Below are 19,502 nucleotides of genomic sequence, written 5' to 3' on the forward strand. Positions count from 1 at the left end.
CCCGGTCACGAGAGGGAGGTGCGAGGAGGGCCGGACGGGGCGGGCCGGCGGAGCGGCGGACCGTGAGCGGCGAGCGGGAGTCCGAGGAGCACTGCAGTGAGCGGAACAGGCCGGATGCGCAGAGGGAGGGTCGTCCATTGTGGCGCCGAGTCTACCCGCCGCGGAGCGCCGCCGGGCGTGCTCCGATGCCGCGGCTCAGAGCCACTTCTTCCGCTTGAACACCGCGTAGAGCGCGAAGCCGAACAGCACCATCAGGCCCAGCGCCCAGGGGTAGCCGAGGCGCCAGTGCAGCTCCGGCATGTCGTCGAAGTTCATCCCGTAGATGCCGGCCACGAGCGTCGGGGCGAAGAGGATCGCCGCCCACGAGGAGATCTTGCGGACCACGTCGTTCTGGGCGAGCCCGGTCTCGGTCTGCCGGCGCGAGACGAGCGTCGAGTGCACCGTGAGCGCCTTGTCGAGGATCGCGCGCAGGGAGTCGACCGCCTCCGTCACGCGGATGGTGTGGTCGAGCACGTCGCGGAGTGACCGGCGCAGCTCGATCCGCTCCGGCGAGGGCGAGGGCTCCCCCTCCACGGGCGTCGACTCCTGCAGCAGCTCGTGCAGCAGGGCGGTCAGCGGCTGCACCGAGCGCTGGAAGTGGATGACCTCGCGCGAGAGCCGGTAGATGCGCTCCGAGAGCCCGTCGTCCGAGTCGTCGCCGAAGAGCTGGTCCTCGATCTCGTCCACGTCGCCCTGGACGCCGAACACCACCGGCGCGTACTCGTCGACGACCTGGTCGAGGATCGCGTAGAGCACCGCTTCGGGCCCGCGGGCGAGGAGGGCCGGATCCTCCTCCAGGCGGCGGCGCACGCGGGCGAGGTCCGGGGAATCGGCGTGCCGGATGGTGACCACGAAGTCGGGGCCGACGAAGACGTGCAGCTCGCCGAAGACGACCGTCTCGGCGGCGTCCGCGTAGCGCGCCGGCCGCAGCACGACGAAGAGCCCGTCGTCGTAGCGCTCGAGCTTGGCCCGCTGGTGCCCGCTCAGCGCGTCCTCGACGGCGAGCGGGTGCAGCCCGAACTCCTCGGCGACCGCCTCGACCTCCTCGCGCGTCGGGCGGTAGAGGCCGATCCAGGCCATGCCGTGCTCGTCGCGCATCAGCTCGAAGGTGTCCTCGAGCGAGTCGGGGTTCCGGATGCGGCGGCCGCCGACGTACACGGCGTTGTCGACGATGGTCATGGGCTCGGTTCTAGCACGCGGCGCCCGCTCACCAGCTGACCGGCAGCGCCTTGCCCTCCTCGTAGCCCGCGGCCGACTGCAGGCCCACGTGCGCCCGCTCGTGGAAGTCGGCCACGCTCCGGGCTCCGGCGTAGGTGAAGGACGAGCGGACCCCCGACGTGATCATGTCGAGCAGGTCCTCGACCGAGGGCCGCAGCGGATCGAGGTAGATGGTGGAGGAGGAGATGCCCTCGGCGAAGAGGCGCTTGCGGGCGAGCTCGTACGCGTCGAGGCGGTCGAAGCGCTCCTGCACCGCCTTGGCCGAGGCCATGCCCCAGCTCTCCTTGTAGACCCGGCCGGCCGCGTCGCTGCGCAGCTCCCCCGGAGCCTCGATCGTGCCGGCGAACCAGGAGCCGATCATCACGGAGGCGGCGCCCGCGGCCAGCGCGAGGGCGACGTCGCGCGGGTAGCGCACCCCGCCGTCCGCCCAGACGTGGGCGCCCAGCTCGTGCGCGCGCTCGGCCGTCTCGAGGACGGCCGAGAACTGCGGGCGGCCGACCGCGGTCATCATCCGGGTGGTGCACATCGCGCCGGGGCCGACGCCGACCTTGAGGATGTCCGCTCCCGCGTCGACGAGGTCGTCCACCGCGTCGGCCATGACGACGTTGCCCGCCGCGATCGGCACTCCGAGATCGAGCGCGGAGACCGTCCGGAGCGCCCGGAGCATCCCCTCCTGGTGGCCGTGCGCGGTGTCGAGGACGAGGACGTCGACGCCCGCGGAGACGAGCGCGCGCGCCTTCGCCTCGACGTCGCCGTTGATGCCGATCGCCGCCGCGACGCGCAGACGCCCGTCCGCGTCGAGCGCCGGGTCGTAGACGGTGGAGCGGAGGGCGCCGGTGCGCGACAGCGTGCCGACCAGGGCGCCGTGGTGCAGCACCGGGGCGAAGTCGAGGTCGGCGGCCACCATGAGGTCGAAGGCGGCCCGCGCGGTAGGCACGTCGTCGGCGTCGATCGAGGGCGTGGCGGAGTGCACCAGGTCGCCCAGACGCGCGTCCGGCAGCGCGGTCGCCAGGCGCGCGGCCGGGACGCAGCCGAGGATCGCGCCGCCCTCCTCCTGCACCACGAAGCCGTGGCCGGCGACGGCCGGCAGGATGCGCAGCGCCTCCTCCACGGTCGTCGCCGGCGAGGCGGTGAGGGCGCCGGAGAAAGCGACCGGCTGGCGCTTCACCCAGCGGATCGCGGCGTCCAGCGCCTGCAGAGGCATGTCCTGCGGGAGGACGCCGAGCCCGCCCCGGCGCGCGAGCGTCGCTGCGAGGCGCTGACCGGTGACCGAGTTCATGTTGGAGGAGACGACGGGGATCGTCGCCCCGGTGCCGTCGCCCGGAGCGAGCGAGACGTCGAGGCGGCTCGTCACCGACGAGCGGCCGGGGACGAGGAAGACGTCCGAGTAGGTGAGGTCGCCTGAGGGTGTTCCGCCGGAGAAACGCATGGGGGAAACGCTACTCCGGCGCGGCCCCGGGTCGGCCGTGCAGGGAACGGGGCTAGGCTTGGCGACCGGGACGGGACCAGGCGACGGCACCGGTTCCCGCTGGTGCGAGGACGACCTCCTCCGCCGCGGTGGCAGGCGCCGAGGGATGCGACGGGCCCGTCCGTATGATCGAGGACGAATCAACGGAGAGAGTGGGCGATCGGCTGTGTCGAGCCAGTTGACCGGAGCAGGAACAGAGCAGGGCGCGGAGGACTTCGGAGCCAACGAGTGGCTCGTGGAGGAGCTGTACGAGCAGTACAGCGCCGACCGCGCCTCGGTGGACGAGTCCTGGTGGCCCATCCTGGAGCGCTACGGCGCCCAGCTCGCGAACTCCGGCAAGGACGCTCCGGCTCCGGCTCCTGCCGCGGCCCCCGCGCCCGCCGCCTCGAAGCCCGCCGCTGCCGCCGAGCGCGTCTCGTCGAGCGGCGGAGGCGCCGTGACCCATCCCGCCGCCGCCTCCTCCTCCGAGTCGACCCCCGCCTCCCGCACCACGTCGAAGCAGCCGAAGGCGCAGCCGATCCCGGCCGACGCTCCGGTGAGCAAGCCCTCCGCCGAGGACTCGACGCCGGACGAGGACGTCGTCACCCCGCTCCGCGGCATGGCGAAGAGCCTCGCGACCAACATGGACGCCAGCCTCAGCATCCCCACTGCGACGAGCGTCCGCACGATCCCGGCGAAGCTGATGATCGACAACCGCATCGTCATCAACAACCACCTGCGCCGCACCCGCGGCGGCAAGGTCTCGTTCACGCACCTGATCGGCTGGGCGCTCATCCTCGCGCTCAAGGACTTCCCGAGCCAGAACGTGTTCTACGACGAGGTCGACGGCAAGCCCGCGGTCGTCGCCCCGGCGCACGTCAACCTCGGCATCGCGATCGACATGCCGAAGCCCGACGGCACGCGCGCCCTGCTCGTGCCGAGCATCAAGCGCGCCGACACGCTGAGCTTCACGGCCTACCTCTCGGCCTACGAGGACCTGGTCAAGCGCGCGCGCGGCAACAAGCTCGTCGCCGGCGACTTCGCGGGCACCACGCTCTCGCTGACGAACCCCGGCGGCATCGGCACGGTCCACTCCGTCCCCCGCCTGATGAAGGGCCAGGGCTGCATCATCGGAGCCGGCGCCCTCGAGTACCCGGCGGAGTTCCAGGGCGCGTCCGAGAAGACGCTGGTCGAGCTGGGCATCGGCAAGACCATCACCCTGACCTCGACCTACGACCACCGCGTCATCCAGGGTGCCGGCTCGGGCGAGTTCCTCAAGATCGTGCACGAGCTCCTGCTCGGCGGCCGCGGGTTCTACGAGGACATCTTCGCCGCGCTTCGCATCCCCTACGACCCGATCCACTGGTCCACGGACATCGCCGTCGACCTCGCCGAGCGCGTCTCCAAGACCGCCCGCGTGCAGGAGCTCATCAACTCGTTCCGCGTCCGCGGGCACCTGATGGCCGACGTCGACCCGCTGGAGTACGTGCAGCGCTCGCACCCCGACCTCGCCATCGAGAGCCACGGCCTCACCTTCTGGGATCTCGATCGCGAGTTCGTCACGGACGGCTTCGGCGGCAAGCGCCAGCTCAAGCTGCGCGACATCCTCGGGATCCTCCGCGACTCGTACTGCCGCACCGTCGGCGTCGAGTACATGCACATCCAGGACCCGGAGCAGCGCGCCTGGATGCAGCAGAAGCTCGAGCGCGGCTACGAGAAGCCGGGCCACGACGAGCAGCTGCGCATCCTGGGCAAGCTCAACGAGGCCGAGGCCTTCGAGACCTTCCTGCAGACCAAGTACGTGGGCCAGAAGCGCTTCTCGCTCGAGGGCGGGGAGTCGCTCATCGCGCTGCTCGACGCCGTCCTGCAGGGCGCGGCCGACGAGCACCTCGACGAGGTCGCGATCGGCATGGCCCACCGCGGCCGCCTGAACGTGCTGACCAACATCGCCGGCAAGACCTACGGCCAGATCTTCCGCGAGTTCGAGGGCACCCAGGACCCGCGCACGGTCCAGGGCTCCGGAGACGTGAAGTACCACCTCGGCACCGAGGGCACCTTCCGCGGCGCGGCGGGCGAGGAGATCCCGGTCTACCTGGCGGCGAACCCCTCGCACCTCGAGGCCGTGAACGGCGTGCTCGAGGGCATCGTCCGCGCCAAGCAGGACCGCAAGCCCATCGGCACCTTCACCACGCTGCCGATCCTCGTCCACGGCGACGCCGCGATGGCGGGCCAGGGCGTGGTGGTCGAGACCCTGCAGATGTCGCAGCTGCGCGCGTACCGCACCGGCGGCACGATCCACATCAACATCAACAACCAGGTCGGGTTCACGACTCCCCCTCACGAGGCCCGCACCTCGATCTACTCGACCGACGGCGCGAAGACGATCCAGGCGCCGATCTTCCACGTGAACGGCGACGACCCCGAGGCTGTCGTCCACGTCGGGCAGCTCGCGTTCGAGTACCGCCAGCGGTTCCACCGCGACGTGGTCATCGACCTGATCTGCTACCGCCGGCGCGGGCACAACGAGGGCGACGACCCCTCGATGACCCAGCCGCTGATGTACAGCCTCATCGAGGCCAAGCGCTCGGTCCGCAAGCTGTACACCGAGGCGCTCGTCGGACGCGGCGACATCACCGAGGAGGAGTACGACCGCGCCCACCAGGACTTCCAGGACCGCCTGGAGCGCGCGTTCGCCGAGACCCACGCCGCGCAGACCGGCGCGATCCCCGTGATCACCGCCGACGGCGACTCCGTGGCCGACCTCGAGCTGCCCGACGCGCAGCAGGGCGAGGACTACCCGGGCGAGCCCGAGGTCACCGGCGTGAAGACCGAGGTCGTCACCCGCATCGGCGACGCGTTCACGACGCCCCCTGAGGGCTTCACCGTGCACCCCAAGCTCCAGCAGCTGCTGGCGAAGCGCCAGGAGATGAGCCGCTCCGGCTCCATCGACTGGGCCTTCGGCGAGCTGCTCGCGCTCGGCTCGCTGCTGCTCGAGGACACCCCGGTGCGCCTCGTCGGCCAGGACACGCGCCGCGGGACCTTCGTCCAGCGCCACGCTGTCCTCCACGACCGCGAGAACGGCCAGGAGTGGCTGCCGCTGATGAACCTGTCCGACCAGCAGGCCCGGCTCTGGATCTACGACTCGCTGCTCTCGGAGTACGCGGCGATGGCGTTCGAGTACGGCTACTCGGTGGAGCGGCCCGACTCGCTCGTGCTGTGGGAGGCGCAGTTCGGCGACTTCGCGAACGGCGCCCAGATCGTGATCGACGAGTTCATCTCCTCGGCCGAGCAGAAGTGGGGCCAGCGCTCGTCGCTCGTGCTCCTGCTTCCGCACGGCTACGAGGGCCAGGGCCCCGACCACTCGTCGGCCCGGATCGAGCGCTACCTGCAGATGTGCGCGGAGCGGAACATGACCGTCGCGCGCCCGTCGACGCCGGCGTCCTACTTCCACCTGCTGCGCCGCCAGGCCTACTCCCGGCCCCGCCGACCGCTGATCGTCTTCACCCCGAAGGCGATGCTGCGCCTGCGCGGAGCCTCGAGCCCGGTCGAGGACTTCACCTCGGGCCGCTTCCAGCCGGTGATCGACGACGCGCGGATCGAGGACGCCTCCGCCGTGAAGCGCGTCCTGCTCCACGCCGGCAAGGTCCACTACGACCTCAAGGCGGAGCTCGAGAAGAAGCCCGACGACGGCATCGCGCTGGTCCGGGTCGAGCAGTACTACCCGGCGCCGATCGAGGAGCTGCGCGGCATCGCCGAGCGATACCCGGACGCGGAGCTCGTCTGGGTGCAGGACGAGCCCGAGAACCAGGGCGCCTGGCCGTTCATGGCCCTCGAGGTCGCTCCGAAGCTGGGCCGGTCCATGCGCGTGGTCTCGCGGCCCTCCGCGGCCTCCCCCGCGGCCGGCTCGGCCAAGCGGCACGCCTCCGAGCAGGCCGACCTGCTGTCGCGGGCGCTCACCCGCTGACCCGCGGTCCGCACGACGCGGTCGGGCCCGTCGGAACCTCGTGTTCCGGCGGGCCCGTCGCGTTGCGGGCGGACCGTGCCTGACCGCAGGCCCGCAGAGACCGGCAGGAGCGCGCGCGACGTGCGGGTGCCGCGGCGCCCGGAGGCCGCCGGACACGACGGAGCCCCGGCCCCTCGAGGGCCCGCGGTGCGCGGGAGGTCTCGAACGGCCGGGGCTCCCCGGGTCGTGCGGCGCCTAGAGGCGGGCGGGCGCCTGGGAGTGCGCGGCGTGCTCGTCGCGGAGCATGCCGAGCACCTGGGCGCGGAGGTCCTCCGGCGCCGTCTCCTTGCACGCCCGCTGCACGGCGACCGTCAGCACCACGCCGACCTTCGCCTCATCGGCGCAGTCGACGCATCCCGCCATGTGCTCGCGGATGTCGGCGGCGTCCTCCTTGCACAGCTCGTTGTGGAGGTACTCCTCGAGCTCGGCCTTCGCCTTCGTGCAGCCGCTGTCGGTCATTTCGTGCTCCCGGAAGTGAATGCGGCGCGGAATCCGCGCTCGCGTGCGTAGTCGGTGAGTCGTTCGCGCAGCATGCGCCGGCCGCGGTGCAGCCGGCTCATGACGGTCCCGACGGGGGTCTTCATGATGTCCGCGATCTCCTGGTAGGAGAAGCCTTCGACATCGGCGAAGTAGACGGCGAGCCGGAAGTCCTCCGGGATCGCCTGGAGCGCCTCCTTCACCGCGGTGTCGGGGAGGTGGTCGATCGCCTCCGCCTCGGCCGAGCGGCTGGAGGTGGCCGTGGTCGACTCGGCGCCGCCCAGCTGCCAGTCCTCGAGCTCGTCGATCGCGCTCTGGTAGGGCTCGCGCTGCTTCTTGCGGTACGAGTTGATGAACGTGTTCGTGAGGATGCGGTAGAGCCAGGCCTTCAGGTTGGTGCCCTGCTCGAACTGGCGGAACGCGCCGAACGCCTTCGCGAACGTCTCCTGCACGAGGTCCTGCGCGTCGGAGGGGTTCTTCGTCATCCGCAGACCGGCCGCGTAGAGCTGGTCGATGAAGGGCAGCGCCTGCTGCTCGAAGAGGGAGCGGAGATCGACGGGAGCCTCGACCGGGGCGTCGTCCAGCGACTCCTCGACGGTCTCCACGATCGTCTGCTCCGCGTCGGCGGGCTCGGGAGCCTCGTCGGCGGGGGTGGTGCGGGGTTCGTCGTCGCGAGTCATCACGAGCGATTCTAGAGCGGCGGCGCGGCGGACGACCGGGGTTGCGGCACGAGGGCGCCTCCGGGCGACGGGCCTGCTGCTCCGGAGGACCGGGGGTGCTGCCGTCATGCTCCGCCTCCGTCACGCTCCTGACGACGCCCTGCGCGCCGACTATCCTGACAACCGATGGTCTTCTCGCGTTATTCCGCCCCCGAGTTCGATCCGTACGGCGACGCCCGTGCGCTCCCCGGCGACGACGCCTGGCCCGCACCCCTCGCGGCCGGCGCTCTCGACGCCGAGGTCGGCCTGCCCGGCTCCAAGTCGCTGACCAACCGGGAGCTGGTGCTCGCCGCTCTGGCGGACGGACCCTCCACGCTGCGGGCGCCGCTGCACTCCCGCGACAGCGCCCTGATGATCGAGGCGCTGCGCTCGCTCGGCACCACGATCCGGGAGTCCGGCTCGACCGGCGGCTTCGGCGCCGACCTGGTCGTGGAGCCCGCGGAGGAGCTGCTCGGCTCGACGACGATCGACTGCGGGCTCGCGGGCACCGTGATGCGCTTCGTCCCGCCGCTGGCCGGCCTCGCGCTCGGCCCCACCACCTTCGACGGCGACGCGTACGCGGCGAAGCGGCCGATGGGGGCGACGATCGCCTCCCTCCGCGCGCTCGGCGTCGACGTCGCCGACGACGGCCGCGGCGCGCTCCCCTTCACCGTCCACGGCTCCGGGGCCGTCCGGGGCGGCGACGTCGTCGTCGACGCCTCGCGGTCGAGCCAGTTCGTCTCGGCGCTCCTGCTGGCCGGCGCCCGCTTCGAGGAGGGACTGCACCTGCGCCATGAGGGCAGCGCCGTCCCCTCCCGGCCCCACATCGACATGACCGTCGCCGCACTGGCGGCACGGGGCGTCGAGGTCGGCACGCCCGCCGACGGCGAGTGGACCGTCGCGCCGCAGCCCATCGCCGGCGCCGACGTGCTGATCGAGCCCGACCTCTCGAACGCCGCGCCGTTCCTCGCTGCGGCCCTCGTCACGGGCGGCCGCGTCCGGCTTCGCCACTGGCCGGCCGTCACCACGCAGGTCGGGGCGCACCTCGAGCGGATCCTGCCGCTGTTCGGCGCCCGCGTCGAGCGCGACGGCGAGGACCTCGTGGTCACGGGCGGCGACGAGATCCTGGGCGTGGACCTCGACCTGTCGGAGGGAGGCGAGCTCGCCCCCGCCCTCGCCGCCCTCGCCGCGCTGGCCTCCACTCCCAGCACCCTGACCGGGATCGGCCACATCCGTCACCACGAGACGGACCGCCTCGCCGCCCTCGCCGCCGAGATCACCGGCCTCGGCGGCCGGGTCACGGAGCTCGAGGACGGTCTGCGCATCGAGCCCGCCGAGCTCCACGGCGGCCGCTGGCGCACCTACTCGGACCACCGCATGGCCCACGCCGGCGCTCTGATCGGCCTGGTGGTCCCCGGCGTGTTGATCGAGGACGTCGCGACGACAGCGAAGACCCTCCCGCAGTTCCCGGAGCTGTGGACGACCCTCGCCGGATCGGTCTGACCCGTGTCGTGGTGGACGGACAGCGGCCTCGACGCCGACGGTGCTCTCGACGACTTCGACGGGTACGACGAGTCGGACGCGCGGGTGCGCCCGAACCCGAAGGGCACGAAGCCCCGGACCAAGAACAGGCCCGCCTACGAGGACGCCGAGATCGCGATGGTGCTCGGCGTCGACCGGGGTCGCTACACGGTGATGATCGGCGACGGGACGCCCGAGGAGCACGAGTTCACGGCGGCCCGGGCCCGCGAGTTGCGGCGCCAGGCGATCGTGGCCGGCGACCGCGTCGACGTGGTCGGGGACTCCAGCGGCGACGAGGGGACGCTCGCCCGCATCGTCCGCATCCGCGAGCGGTCGACCCTCCTCCGCCGCAGCGCCGACGACACCGACGCGATCGAGCGCGTGATCGTCGCCAACGCCGACCAGATGCTCTGCGTGGTGGCCGCCGCCGACCCCGAGCCCCGGACCCGGCTGGTCGACCGCTACCTGGTCGCCGCCTTCGACGCCGGGATCACTCCGATGCTCTGCATCACCAAGACCGACCTCGCGGACCCGGCCCCGTTCCTCCGCAACTTCGAGGGGCTCGACCTCCGCGTGTTCCTCTCGAGCCAGGACGAGCCGCCGGTCGACGAGATCGCCGACGCCCTCCTCGGCCACGAGACCGTGGTCGTCGGGCACTCCGGAGTCGGCAAGTCCACCCTCGTGAACAAGCTCGTCCCGGACGCGCACCGGGCCATCGGGCGCGTGAACACCGTGACGGGCCGCGGTCGGCACACCTCGTCCTCCACCGTCTCGCTCCGCGTGGAGCGCGGCGACCGGCACGGCTGGGTCATCGACACCCCCGGCGTCCGCTCGTTCGGACTCGGCCACGTGAACACCGACAACATCCTCGGCGCGTTCACGACCCTCGCCGTGATCGCCCGGGACTGCCCGCGCGGCTGCACGCACCTGCCCGACTCCCCCGACTGCGCCATCATCGAGGCTGTCGAGGGCGGACTGCTGGGCGCCAGCGGACCGGAGCGCCTCGACTCGCTCCAGCGCCTCCTGACCACCTTCGCCACGACCGACGGAAGCAGACGATGACCGACCTCTCCCCCCTCCCCGCCGAGGCGCGCCTCGCCGTCGGCGACTCCGCTCCGGAGTTCACGCTGCCGAACCAGGACGGCGAGCCCGTCTCGCTCACGGAATACCGCGGACGGCGCGTCATCCTGTTCTTCTACCCCGAGGCCGACACCCCCGGCTGCACCACGGAGGCCTGCGACTTCCGCGACAACGCGGCGTCCCTCCGCGACTCCGGCTACGAGGTCCTCGGGATCTCGCGGGACGCCCCGGAGGCGCTGCGCCGCTGGGCCGACGCCCAGGGCATCGCGTACCCGCTGCTGAGCGACCCCGACATGACCGTGCACCGCGCGTACGCGGTGTGGGGCGAGAAGAGCCTCTACGGCAAGACCGTCGTCGGCGTGCTGCGCTCGACGTTCGTCGTCGGAGCCGAGGGAGCGCTCGAGTTCGCGCAGTACGGCGTCCGGGCGACCGGGCACGTGCAGGCGCTCCGCAAGAAGCTGAAGCTCGTCTGACCCCGGGGTGCGCGGTGCAGGTCATCGCGCGCCACCGGCTCTCGGGGTTCCGCTCATCTGCGAGCATCTCTCATGTCGACGTGAGCGGCACCGCCCGGTGCCCCGTCGGGACGAGGGGTGGTCAGGGTGCGCTCGAATGCTCGCAGGACGACGGCCGGAGCGGCGATCGCGGTCGTGGCCGCCGTGCTGGCGGGCTGCACGCCACCGGAGCCGGCGCTCACCGCCGCCAGGGTGCTGCAGGCGGTGTCCGTCGCCGTCTCGTCCGACGGGGGTGTCCGTGCGATCGAGGGGACGGCCCTCGGCATCGGCGACGACCCGTCCGACACCTCGGCGACCACCACCGTCTACGATCCCGCCGAGGTCTCCGCGGACCTGCCGGTCCGTGTCCGGCCCTCGTGGCGCACCGCCGACGCCTCGGGCACCGATCCGGCCGAGCTCGCCGGGCGCTCGGGTCGGATCGAGATCTCGCTCGCGGTGGAGAACCTGACGGTCCGGCCCGAGGAGGTCGCGTTCGACGCGGCCGGTCGTGCAGCCCGCCGCAGCGCACTCGTCGGCGCTCCGCTGACGATCGCAGCCTCCGCGGTCCTGCCGGGCGTCCCGCCGAGCCGCGTCGTCACCGAGAGCGAGTCGGGTGCCGTCACCAACGGCGTGCTCAGCCGCGACGAGCACGGAGACGCCGTCGTGCAGTGGGCCTCTCTCCTCGCTCCCCCGGGCGGTGGCGCGACGGCGACGCTGACCCTCGTCGCCGACGTCGCCGACTTCTCCGTCCCCGCCTTCGACCTGGCGGTCCAGCCCGGCCTGAGTACCGACCCGACCACCGAGGGGGCGCTGGGCGCCGCGTTCGACTCCTCCGACGCCTCGCCGCTCGCCCTCGAGCGCCGCACGATCGAGGTCGTCACCGCGGTGGACGATCTGCTGACGCAGGCCGGCACCACCGTCGCCGAGGTGCGGGCCTCACTCGACGCGACCTCCGAGACTCTCGGTGTCCGCACGGCCGAGGAGCTGCGGGCCGGCGCCGCCTCGACAGCGGCTTCGATGCAGAGCCTCTCCGGGCAGTTCGGCGCGCTCCGGGCGCAGCTGTCGTCGACGGTCTCGGGCACCGAGTCCGACCTGCTGGCGCAGCTGTCCGAGGCGATCGACGCGGTGGACGCCCTGCTGGGCGACACATCGGCCGCGGTGCCGCCGCCGACGGTCTCGGGCAGCGGATGCCGAGTCGCCGTCGACGGCGGCCGCTCCGGCTCGATCCACTCCGAGCTGCTGCGGCTCACGGCCGAGCTCGACGCGTACGGAGCGGCGGCCGAGTCCTGCCGCGACGAGGTCGTCGCGGCTCTCCGTGCTGCCGCGGGGCCGGCACAGCCCTCCGCCGAGACCTGCACGGCACCCTCGACCACCTGCTCCCTCGCCGCCTCCGGAGCCGCCGTCGACACCGTGCTGCTCGGGATGCTCGATCGCGGGCAGGACCTCGTCGACTCCCTGCAGCCGGAGCTGATGGACGGCGTGCAGGCCGGGTTCGCCGCCCTCGCGAGCAGGGTGGACGCCGCGTCGGCCTCGGTGGACACCCTGGCCGACCCGGAGGGATCCGTCACCCGGGCACTCGCCGCCCTGTCGGCGACGCTGGACGAGCTCGACGCGGACACCGCGGGTCTGGAGACGACGGTCGCCTCGGTCGGCACCGCCGCCACGACCGCCCTGGACGAGCTCGGCACGCCGACCAGCACGGGGTCGCTGTCGGCGCAGAACCAGGAGCTGGCCGATCGGCTCTGCGAGCTGTCGCCGGCGACACAGTCCCCTGCTGCCGCACCCACGCCGACCGGGCGCCCGACGCGCGCACCCGTGGAGGTGACCCGGGGCTCCGTCGAGGAGCTCCGCGCCTACCTGACCGCGACGCCCTGCTCCGGCACGGGCCGCCTCGACGCTCCCGACGGCTATCCGGCCCCCCTGGCCGACCGGCTGAGCGACCAGGTCCACGCGTGGACCGCCGTCGCCTCCACCGTCGGCAGCACCGGCGCGAGTGCCGACCTCGCCGCCCTGCGCGCCGCGCTCGCCACGGTCCGCAGCGGCATGGCCGAGGCCGGCGCGACGGCCGGCTCGGACGACGCACGCCTCACCGGCCTGCTCGCCTCCCTCCGCACCGGCGTCGACGCGCTGACCGCTCAGCGCGACGCCCTCGGCACCCGCATCGACGCTCTCGGCGCCCAGCAGGACGCTCTCGCACCGGCGATCCAGAAGGCGTTCGCCGAGACGGACACGGCCGCCGCCTCCGCGGTCACCGCACTCCTCGACGAGCAGGTGCGGCGGATCTCGACGCGCTCCGGCGCCGACGCCGACGCGGTCGTCGCGATGTTCGACCGGTCGGTCTCGAGCCTGCGAACGGCCTCCTCCGGCATCCGCTCCGACGGTGCAGCGACGGTGGACGCCGGGCACCGGGCTCTCCGCACCGCGGAGGCCCGGATCGGCGGGGCCGTCTCCGAGCGGACGCGCGCCTCCCTGGCCGGCATCGCGACGAGGATCGACGCCTCGACCCGCGACACCGACGCGGCCGCCGCGCTCCTCGCCGCCGATCTGCACAAGGTGCTCCTGGACCTCGGCGACCGGACGGTCGGCGGCTCCGGCCTGCTCGGATCGATGACCACGAGTGCCGCGAAGGTCGGCACCGCCGACGTGCAGCTCGCCCTCGCCTCGCAGAGCGCACGGGGCTACGCCGCGGTGCGATCCGAGGACGTCTCGGGCATCCTGCTGGCGCAGGCCCAGGAGCGGGCCTCCCTCCGCGCCGGGGATGAGCTTCCCGCGTTCCACCTCGACCTGCCCGAGGGCACGCGGACCCGGACGGTCTACTCCTTCCGGATCGGGGACGAGCGATGACCCGCCTGGGCAGGCGCGCGGCGCAGCACCCCCGCACCGCCCGACGGAGCCCGATGCTGATCGGCGGCGCCGTCGCCCTCCTCGGCGTCAGCGGTGCCCTCGTCTCCCTCCTGCCCCCGCAGTCCGCCCCGATGACGGAGGTCGCCGCTCTCCCGGTCGGCTTCTCGTGCGCCCGGGTGCCCGAGCAGCTGACGCTCGGGGTGGTGGTCTCGCTCAGCTCGGCTCCGGGCGAGGGCGCGGAGTGGAAGGACGCGGCGAACGGTGCCGTCGTCGCAGCGCACCGGTCAGCGATGGGCGACTGCGAGATCGGTCTCGTCGCCGTCGACGACCACGGGACGCCCGAGGGTGCCCGCGCCGCCGTCGAGGAGCTGACGGGCCAGGGCGTGTCCGGCCTCGTCCTCGCGACCTACGGCATGCACACCGCTGCGGCCGTGGACGCCGCTCGGGCAGCGGGGACAGCGGCCGTCCTCCCGTACGGAGGCGACCCCGCCCTGCCCGGCGACGGCGTCTGGTCCCTCGGACCCGACACCGCCTCGACCGACGCGGCACTTGTGGAGGAGGCCGGCGGCGGCGCCCGGGTACTCCTCGTCGACACCGGTGGAGGCACCCCGACCGGTCTCTCGCCCGCCGCGACGGTGACCGCCGATCCCGGCGCCACCGCGGACGTGATCATCACCGCCGCCCGCCCGCACCTCGAGGGCGAGCTGGCGGTCGAGCGCGTCGTCGTGTCCGGCCCCGCCGCGGCGCAGGCGACGGCGGTCGCCGCTCTGCAGGCGGCGGGGGCGTCCGTCCCGATCCTGCTCACGCCCGACGCGCTGAGCCCCGCCTTCGCTCCCGCCCTGGCCGCGGCCGGAGGCACCCTCTCGGGAGATCTGACGACGATCGGCACGGATTCCGGCGACGCGGTCGCCCTCCGCGGCGACGAGCGCGGACGCGCGGCCTCCGCGTTCCTGGGGGCCGTGCGGATGACCGCCGACGATGCCGCGCGGGCGACCCTCCTCGGCGACCGTTCGTTCCGCGATCTCGCCGCGGTCGCGGACGCCCCCAGCCACGACGCCGTCGTGGCGCTCGTGCGAGCCGCGGCCGTCGCAGGCAGCAGGGAACCCTCGGCGGTCGCCGCCGCACTCCGGGGATCCACGATCGGACCGACGGACGGGCTCGCCGGTCCGCCGCTCGACTTCGGCGCCGCGCACGCTCTGGACGCCCCGGCACTCCCCCTCCACACCTCGCCGCAGCGCCTCGGCCTGCGGCCCGCCGACCCGCCGCTGCTCTGGTTCGCCGGACAGCCCCGACCGTGAGCCCCCGGTGCGACTCCTCCTCGATCTCGACGGCACCCGCTCCGACATCGACCTCGGCCGCCACCGCGACTCCGCGACACTCGGCGAGCTGATCGCCACCGCCACCGGGCACCGCCTCCCGCCCGGGACGGCCCTCGCCGTCGACACCGCCCTGCATCCTGTGGAGACCCGGCTGGCCGATCTGCTGCTGCTCGAGGGAACGCGGATCGCCCGCTCCCCCCTGCCCCGACCTGCCGCGGCCCGCGGGTGGACGGCCGTGCTGTCGGGCGGTCTCGGCGCGGGAGCCGTGGTCGAGATCCCGCGGGGCCGTGCGCTGATCGTGGGCCGCTCCCCGCACGCCGACGTCGTCCTCGACACGGCGAGCGCCTCCTGGGAGCACTTCTCGGTGACCCGCGAGGGCGACGGCCTGCGGGTGCGCGACGCCGACAGCACCAACGGCACTCTGGTCGACGGCGTCTCCGCGACCGGGGACGGGGTCCTCGTCTCCGACGCCGTGGTCGTGATCGCCGGTGGGGCGGCTCTCCGACTGCGCCCCGCGCCTCCCGAGCTCCTCGCGCCCGAGCCGGGGAGCACGGACAACGTCACCGCGACGGCGACCGTGCCCTTCAACCGGCCGCCGCGACCGGGACGTCCGGCGGCCGGCGAGGCGGTCGTCCCGCCGGCCCGCCTCGAGATCGCCTCCGCCACGACCTTCAGCGTGATCACCGTCGCCGCGCCGCTCGTCCTCGCCTTCGCGATGGTCCTCATCATGGGCGATGCGCGCTACGCCCTCTTCGCCGCGCTCAGCCCCGTGGCCGGGGTGGGCCTGTGGTTCGAGCAGCGGCACCGGCACGCCCGAGCGACCCGGTCCGAGGAGCAGCGCTACGGCGAGGCGCTGCAGACGCTCCGCGACGACATCGCCCGTTCCGCGCGTGTCGAACGGGCCCGCCTCGAGGAGGACGCGCCCGACCCGGCGACGACGATCCGCCGGGCGGCGCTGCCCGCCACGTCGCTGTGGCAGCGGCGCGCGACCTCCGCCGATGTGCTCCGCCTGCACATCGGCGTCGGCGACGTCCCGTGGTCTCCCCCGCTCGATCAGCGCGGAGTGCCGCGGCTCGAGGAGGAGGTGCGCGCGATCCTCGCGGTGAGCGTCGTCCCGAGCGCGCCCGTGTCCATCGATCTCGCGGACTCGGGCGTCGTCGGGATCGTCGGCGACCGCGAGGGCGGCCTCGCTCTGGCGAGGAGCCTGCTCTGCCAGGCGGCGGTCCACTGCGGTCCGGCCGACCTGGCGATAGGGGTGTTCTGCGACCGGCGACGCGACTCCGACTGGAGCTGGGCCTCCTGGCTCCCCCACACGCGTCTGCCCGGGGGCGGACGCCGACTCTCCGACCGGCGCGACCGCAGCTCCGAGCTCCTCCGCGCCCTCCGCGAGGAGGACTCGCCGCGCGTGCTCCTGGTGCTCGACTCCGACGTGCTGACCGAGGGACGCGCCGCTCCGGCGCGCGAGCTCCTCGGACTCGGCCGCGGCGAGCGCGAGACGGCGATCCGGATCTCCGGCCTCGTGCTCGCGGCGTCGGAGGAGCAGCTCCCCGCCTCCTGCACGGTTGTCGTCCGGGTCGGAGCTGACGCCTCAGCGGTCCTCTCCCGGCCCGACGAGCGGATCACCGTCGAGGACGTGGTGCTCGCCGGTCTCGCCTCCTCCACGGCCGAGCGCTGTGCGCGCGACCTGGCGCGCTTCGAGGACCCGGAGCTCGTCACCGCGGGGGCGGCTCTCCCCGCGCTCGTGCGGCTGCCGCCGCTCCTGGGCGCCGATCGTCCGACCGCCGCGGACGTCCGGGGGTGGTGGTCGAGCGCCCGGGGCGTGCGCGCGCCCGTCGGCTCGTCCGAGCACGGTCCGCTCGTGCTCGATCTCGTCGCCGACGGCCCGCACGGCCTGGTCGGCGGCACCACGGGCTCGGGCAAGAGCGAGTTCCTGCGCTCCTTCGTGGCCGGCCTCGCGGCCTGGAACGATCCGACGCGCCTCACCTTCGTGCTCATCGACTTCAAGGGGGGTGCAGCGTTCGCGTCCTGCGAGCGGCTCCCGCACACGATCGGCACCATCAGCAACCTCGACGCCCAGCTCGCCGATCGCGCGCTGCGCTCGCTCGAGGCCGAGATGCGGCGTCGTCAGCGGCTCTTCGCCGCCGCCGGCGAGGGTGTCGACGACCTCGACGCGTACTGGGCCACCTCGCCGCCGGAGCCGATGCCGCGGCTCCTGCTCGTCGTCGACGAGTTCGCCGTTCTCGCGAAGGAGCATCCCGACGTCCTGACGTCCCTCGTGAGCGTCGCCGCGGTCGGCCGGACGCTCGGCGTGCACATGATCCTCGCCACCCAGCGTCCGGCCGGAGTGGTGAACGACGACATCCTCGCCAACACCAACCTCCGCGTCGCCCTCCGGGTGCAGAGCCGGGACGACTCCGCCGACGTGATCGGAGTCGCGAGCGCGGCCGGGATCTCCCGCTCCCAGACCGGCCGGGCGTATGTGAAGCGTGGCCAGAACGACATCTCGCCCGTCCAGACGGCGCTGGTCACCGGTCGAGCGGAGGCGGCGGCCGTCGAGGCGATCGAGGTCCGCCCGGTCGGACCCACGGGCGTCCCCGTCGAGGGCCCCTCCCCTGTCGCCGCCGACGAGACGGCCCCGACCGATCTCGACCTCCTGATCGACGCGGTGGTCGAGGCGGACGCCGCTTCAGGCTTCGGCCCTCCCCGCCCGATCTGGCCGGAGCCGCTCGAGGACACCGTGGCCCTCAGCGGGTTCGGCGCGGAGGAGTCCGACCTCGGTCGCGTCGTCGGCGACGTCCTGCACGTCGCACTCTCGGACGACCCCGACCGGCAGCGCCAGACGCCGACCGGCTGGGATCTGGGCGAGGGGAACCTGCTCCTCATCGGCATCCCCGGCAGCGGCACCAGCACGGTGCTCGCGTCGATCGCACTGACGGCCGCCCGCCACTTCCCTCCGGACGAGCTCGACCTCTACGTCCTCGATGCCGGTTCCCGCGACTCCGCCCCGCTCGCGCGACTCCCGCACACCGTCTCCTACGCCGGAGCAGGTGGCGGATCCCACGAGAAGCAGACCCGGTTCCTCCGTCACCTGGGCGACGAGGTGCGCCGGCGCCGAGCATCGCCCGGGGGCCACCGGCGTGCGCTGGTGCTCATCGACGGACTCGCGACTCTGAAGGACGAGTTCCAGGACTGGGAGGGCCTGGCTCTGATGGAGGCGTTCACCCGCGCCTACACCGACGGACCGGAGCTCGGCCTGCACTTCGCGGTGACGAGCACCCGGGCGAGGGCGATCCCCTCGGTGATGGAGGAGGTCACGACGCAGAAGTGGCTGTTCCGCCTCGCCGACCCGCAGGACTACGCCGCCGCCGGGGTGAAGCCGGTGCAGGCGCCGGCAGCGGTGCCGGGGCGCTGCGTTCTCACCTCGTCGCTCCTGCAGACGCAGGTCGCGACTCCGAGGGCCGGTCTCGACGACGCGATCGCCGAGCTCGCGGCCGCCTGGCCGGATGCGCGCGGCAGGACGAGCACGGTCGGCACGCTTCCCGACAGGGTCGCCGTGAGCGCGCTCGGGATCGAGGCCCGCTTCGATCGCGAGCCGTGGCTGCTCCCGATCGGCCTCGGCGAGTCGGACCTCGCCCCGCTGGCGTTCCAGGTCTTCGAGGGCGAGCACGTCGTCATCGCCGGACCCGCCCGATCGGGCAAGTCGACCGTGCTGCTCGCCCTGGCCGAGGCGGCGCGGGCCGCCGGCTCGGTCGCCGTCTGGGGAGTGTGCGATCGACGCTCCCCGCTGAGGGGCGCCGACCTCGACCGACTCGCTGTGGGCGCGGAGGAGCTCCGCACCCTCCTCGCGTCGCTGTCGACGGAGGAGGGCCCCGTGCTGCTCCTCCTTGACGACGCCGAGCGCTGGGACGACACCGACCAGGCGCTGATGAGGCTGGTCTCGTCGGGTCGCCCGGGACTCTGCGTCGTGCTGGCCGGCCGGTCGAGCGAGCTCCGCAGCCATTTCGGGAACTGGACGAAGAAGGCGGCGGCCTCCCGCTCCGTGCTGCTGCTCCAGCCCGACGTCGACAACGACGGCACTCTCCTCGGCGCGCAGATCCCGCGGCGCTTCCCCGTCCCGCCCACGGTGGGCCGGGGCTTCGTCAGCCTCGACGGCGAGATCCACTTCGTGCAGTCGGTCTCGCCGACGCCGGCGGACGGCGGCTGATCAGCGCCCTCGGGCGGGTGATCGCGCCTCCGCCACCGAGTCGATCGGCGCGTCCTCCTCGAGAGCGCTCCGATCACTCCGAGACGCACCGATGGAGGTGCGCGGAGGAAGGAGCGCGGAGACGACGAGCACGTCCCGCCCCCGCTCGCCGGAGCACGCAG

The 19,502-nt window shown here is 73.4% G+C and carries 11 protein-coding genes; 7 read left to right on the forward strand and 4 right to left on the reverse strand.

Translation table 11 applies throughout. The annotated features are described in order from the left end of the window. Positions 1-195: 195 nt before the first annotated feature. Positions 196-1,218 (reverse strand): magnesium/cobalt transporter CorA, encoded by a 1,023-nt coding sequence (gene corA / locus C5C36_RS00840; RefSeq protein ID WP_104262451.1) that lies wholly within the window; start codon positions 1,216-1,218, stop codon positions 196-198. A 28-nt stretch (positions 1,219-1,246) separates the two neighbouring features. Further along, the gene (locus tag C5C36_RS00845) at positions 1,247-2,686 is read right to left on the reverse strand and encodes a GuaB1 family IMP dehydrogenase-related protein (RefSeq protein ID WP_104309079.1); all 1,440 of its coding nucleotides are present in this window, start codon (positions 2,684-2,686) and stop codon (positions 1,247-1,249) included. Between the two features lie 205 nt (positions 2,687-2,891). Here C5C36_RS00845 and C5C36_RS00850 point away from each other — a divergent pair, with 205 nt between their 5' ends. Further along, positions 2,892-6,668: a multifunctional oxoglutarate decarboxylase/oxoglutarate dehydrogenase thiamine pyrophosphate-binding subunit/dihydrolipoyllysine-residue succinyltransferase subunit gene (locus C5C36_RS00850; RefSeq protein ID WP_181133757.1), complete on the forward strand. Its 3,777-nt coding sequence runs from the start codon at positions 2,892-2,894 to the stop codon at positions 6,666-6,668. Between the two features lie 234 nt (positions 6,669-6,902). Here C5C36_RS00850 and C5C36_RS00855 read toward each other — a convergent pair whose 3' ends face one another. Next, on the reverse strand, positions 6,903-7,166 hold the full coding sequence (locus C5C36_RS00855; protein WP_104224116.1) for a zf-HC2 domain-containing protein: 264 nt from the start codon (positions 7,164-7,166) through the stop codon (positions 6,903-6,905). After that, the gene (locus C5C36_RS00860; RefSeq protein ID WP_104224117.1) at positions 7,163-7,864 is read right to left on the reverse strand and encodes a sigma-70 family RNA polymerase sigma factor; all 702 of its coding nucleotides are present in this window, start codon (positions 7,862-7,864) and stop codon (positions 7,163-7,165) included. The genes C5C36_RS00855 and C5C36_RS00860 overlap by 4 nt, the downstream gene beginning before the upstream one ends. A 165-nt stretch (positions 7,865-8,029) precedes the next feature. Between C5C36_RS00860 and aroA the strand changes: the two genes are divergently transcribed. The 6 genes from aroA to C5C36_RS00890 all read left to right on the forward strand — a co-directional run bounded on the left by aroA (position 8,030) and on the right by C5C36_RS00890 (position 19,341). Then, positions 8,030-9,385 carry a 3-phosphoshikimate 1-carboxyvinyltransferase gene (gene aroA / locus C5C36_RS00865; RefSeq protein WP_104309081.1) on the forward strand — a complete coding sequence of 452 codons (1,356 nt, stop codon included), beginning with the start codon at positions 8,030-8,032 and terminating at the stop codon, positions 9,383-9,385. Between the two features lie 3 nt (positions 9,386-9,388). After that, a complete protein-coding gene (gene rsgA, locus C5C36_RS00870) occupies positions 9,389-10,465 on the forward strand; it encodes a ribosome small subunit-dependent GTPase A (protein WP_104224119.1) in 1,077 nt (358 codons plus the stop codon). Continuing rightward, positions 10,462-10,956 (forward strand): thioredoxin-dependent thiol peroxidase, encoded by a 495-nt coding sequence (gene bcp, locus C5C36_RS00875; protein WP_104225495.1) that lies wholly within the window; start codon positions 10,462-10,464, stop codon positions 10,954-10,956. Before rsgA ends, bcp begins: the two co-directional genes overlap by 4 nt. A gap of 117 nt (positions 10,957-11,073) precedes the next feature. Beyond that, positions 11,074-13,818: a hypothetical protein gene (locus C5C36_RS00880; protein ID WP_104309082.1), complete on the forward strand. Its 2,745-nt coding sequence runs from the start codon at positions 11,074-11,076 to the stop codon at positions 13,816-13,818. After that, positions 13,815-15,116, forward strand: a complete 1,302-nt coding sequence (locus C5C36_RS00885; protein WP_146079408.1) for a hypothetical protein — start codon at positions 13,815-13,817, stop codon at positions 15,114-15,116. The genes C5C36_RS00880 and C5C36_RS00885 overlap by 4 nt, the downstream gene beginning before the upstream one ends. A gap of 7 nt (positions 15,117-15,123) precedes the next feature. Further along, entirely contained in the window at positions 15,124-19,341 is a 4,218-nt protein-coding gene (locus tag C5C36_RS00890) for an FtsK/SpoIIIE domain-containing protein (protein ID WP_104309083.1), read from the forward strand. The last annotated feature ends 161 nt before the right edge of the window (positions 19,342-19,502 follow it).

The organism is Rathayibacter sp. AY1G1 (assembly GCF_002932095.1).
In the GTDB taxonomy this organism is placed as follows: Bacteria; Actinomycetota; Actinomycetes; order Actinomycetales; family Microbacteriaceae; genus Rathayibacter.

Excerpts from the sequence above, each read along its gene's own strand:
- corA (WP_104262451.1), bottom strand. The coding sequence starts at position 1,218 with ATGACCATCGTCGACAACGCCGTGTACGTCGGCGGCCGCCGCATCCGG.
- C5C36_RS00845 (WP_104309079.1), bottom strand. The coding sequence starts at position 2,686 with ATGCGTTTCTCCGGCGGAACACCCTCAGGCGACCTCACCTACTCGGAC.
- C5C36_RS00855 (WP_104224116.1), bottom strand. The coding sequence starts at position 7,166 with ATGACCGACAGCGGCTGCACGAAGGCGAAGGCCGAGCTCGAGGAGTAC.
- C5C36_RS00860 (WP_104224117.1), bottom strand. The coding sequence starts at position 7,864 with ATGACTCGCGACGACGAACCCCGCACCACCCCCGCCGACGAGGCTCCC.
- aroA (WP_104309081.1), top strand. The coding sequence starts at position 8,030 with ATGGTCTTCTCGCGTTATTCCGCCCCCGAGTTCGATCCGTACGGCGAC.
- bcp (WP_104225495.1), top strand. The coding sequence starts at position 10,462 with ATGACCGACCTCTCCCCCCTCCCCGCCGAGGCGCGCCTCGCCGTCGGC.
- C5C36_RS00885 (WP_146079408.1), top strand. The coding sequence starts at position 13,815 with ATGACCCGCCTGGGCAGGCGCGCGGCGCAGCACCCCCGCACCGCCCGA.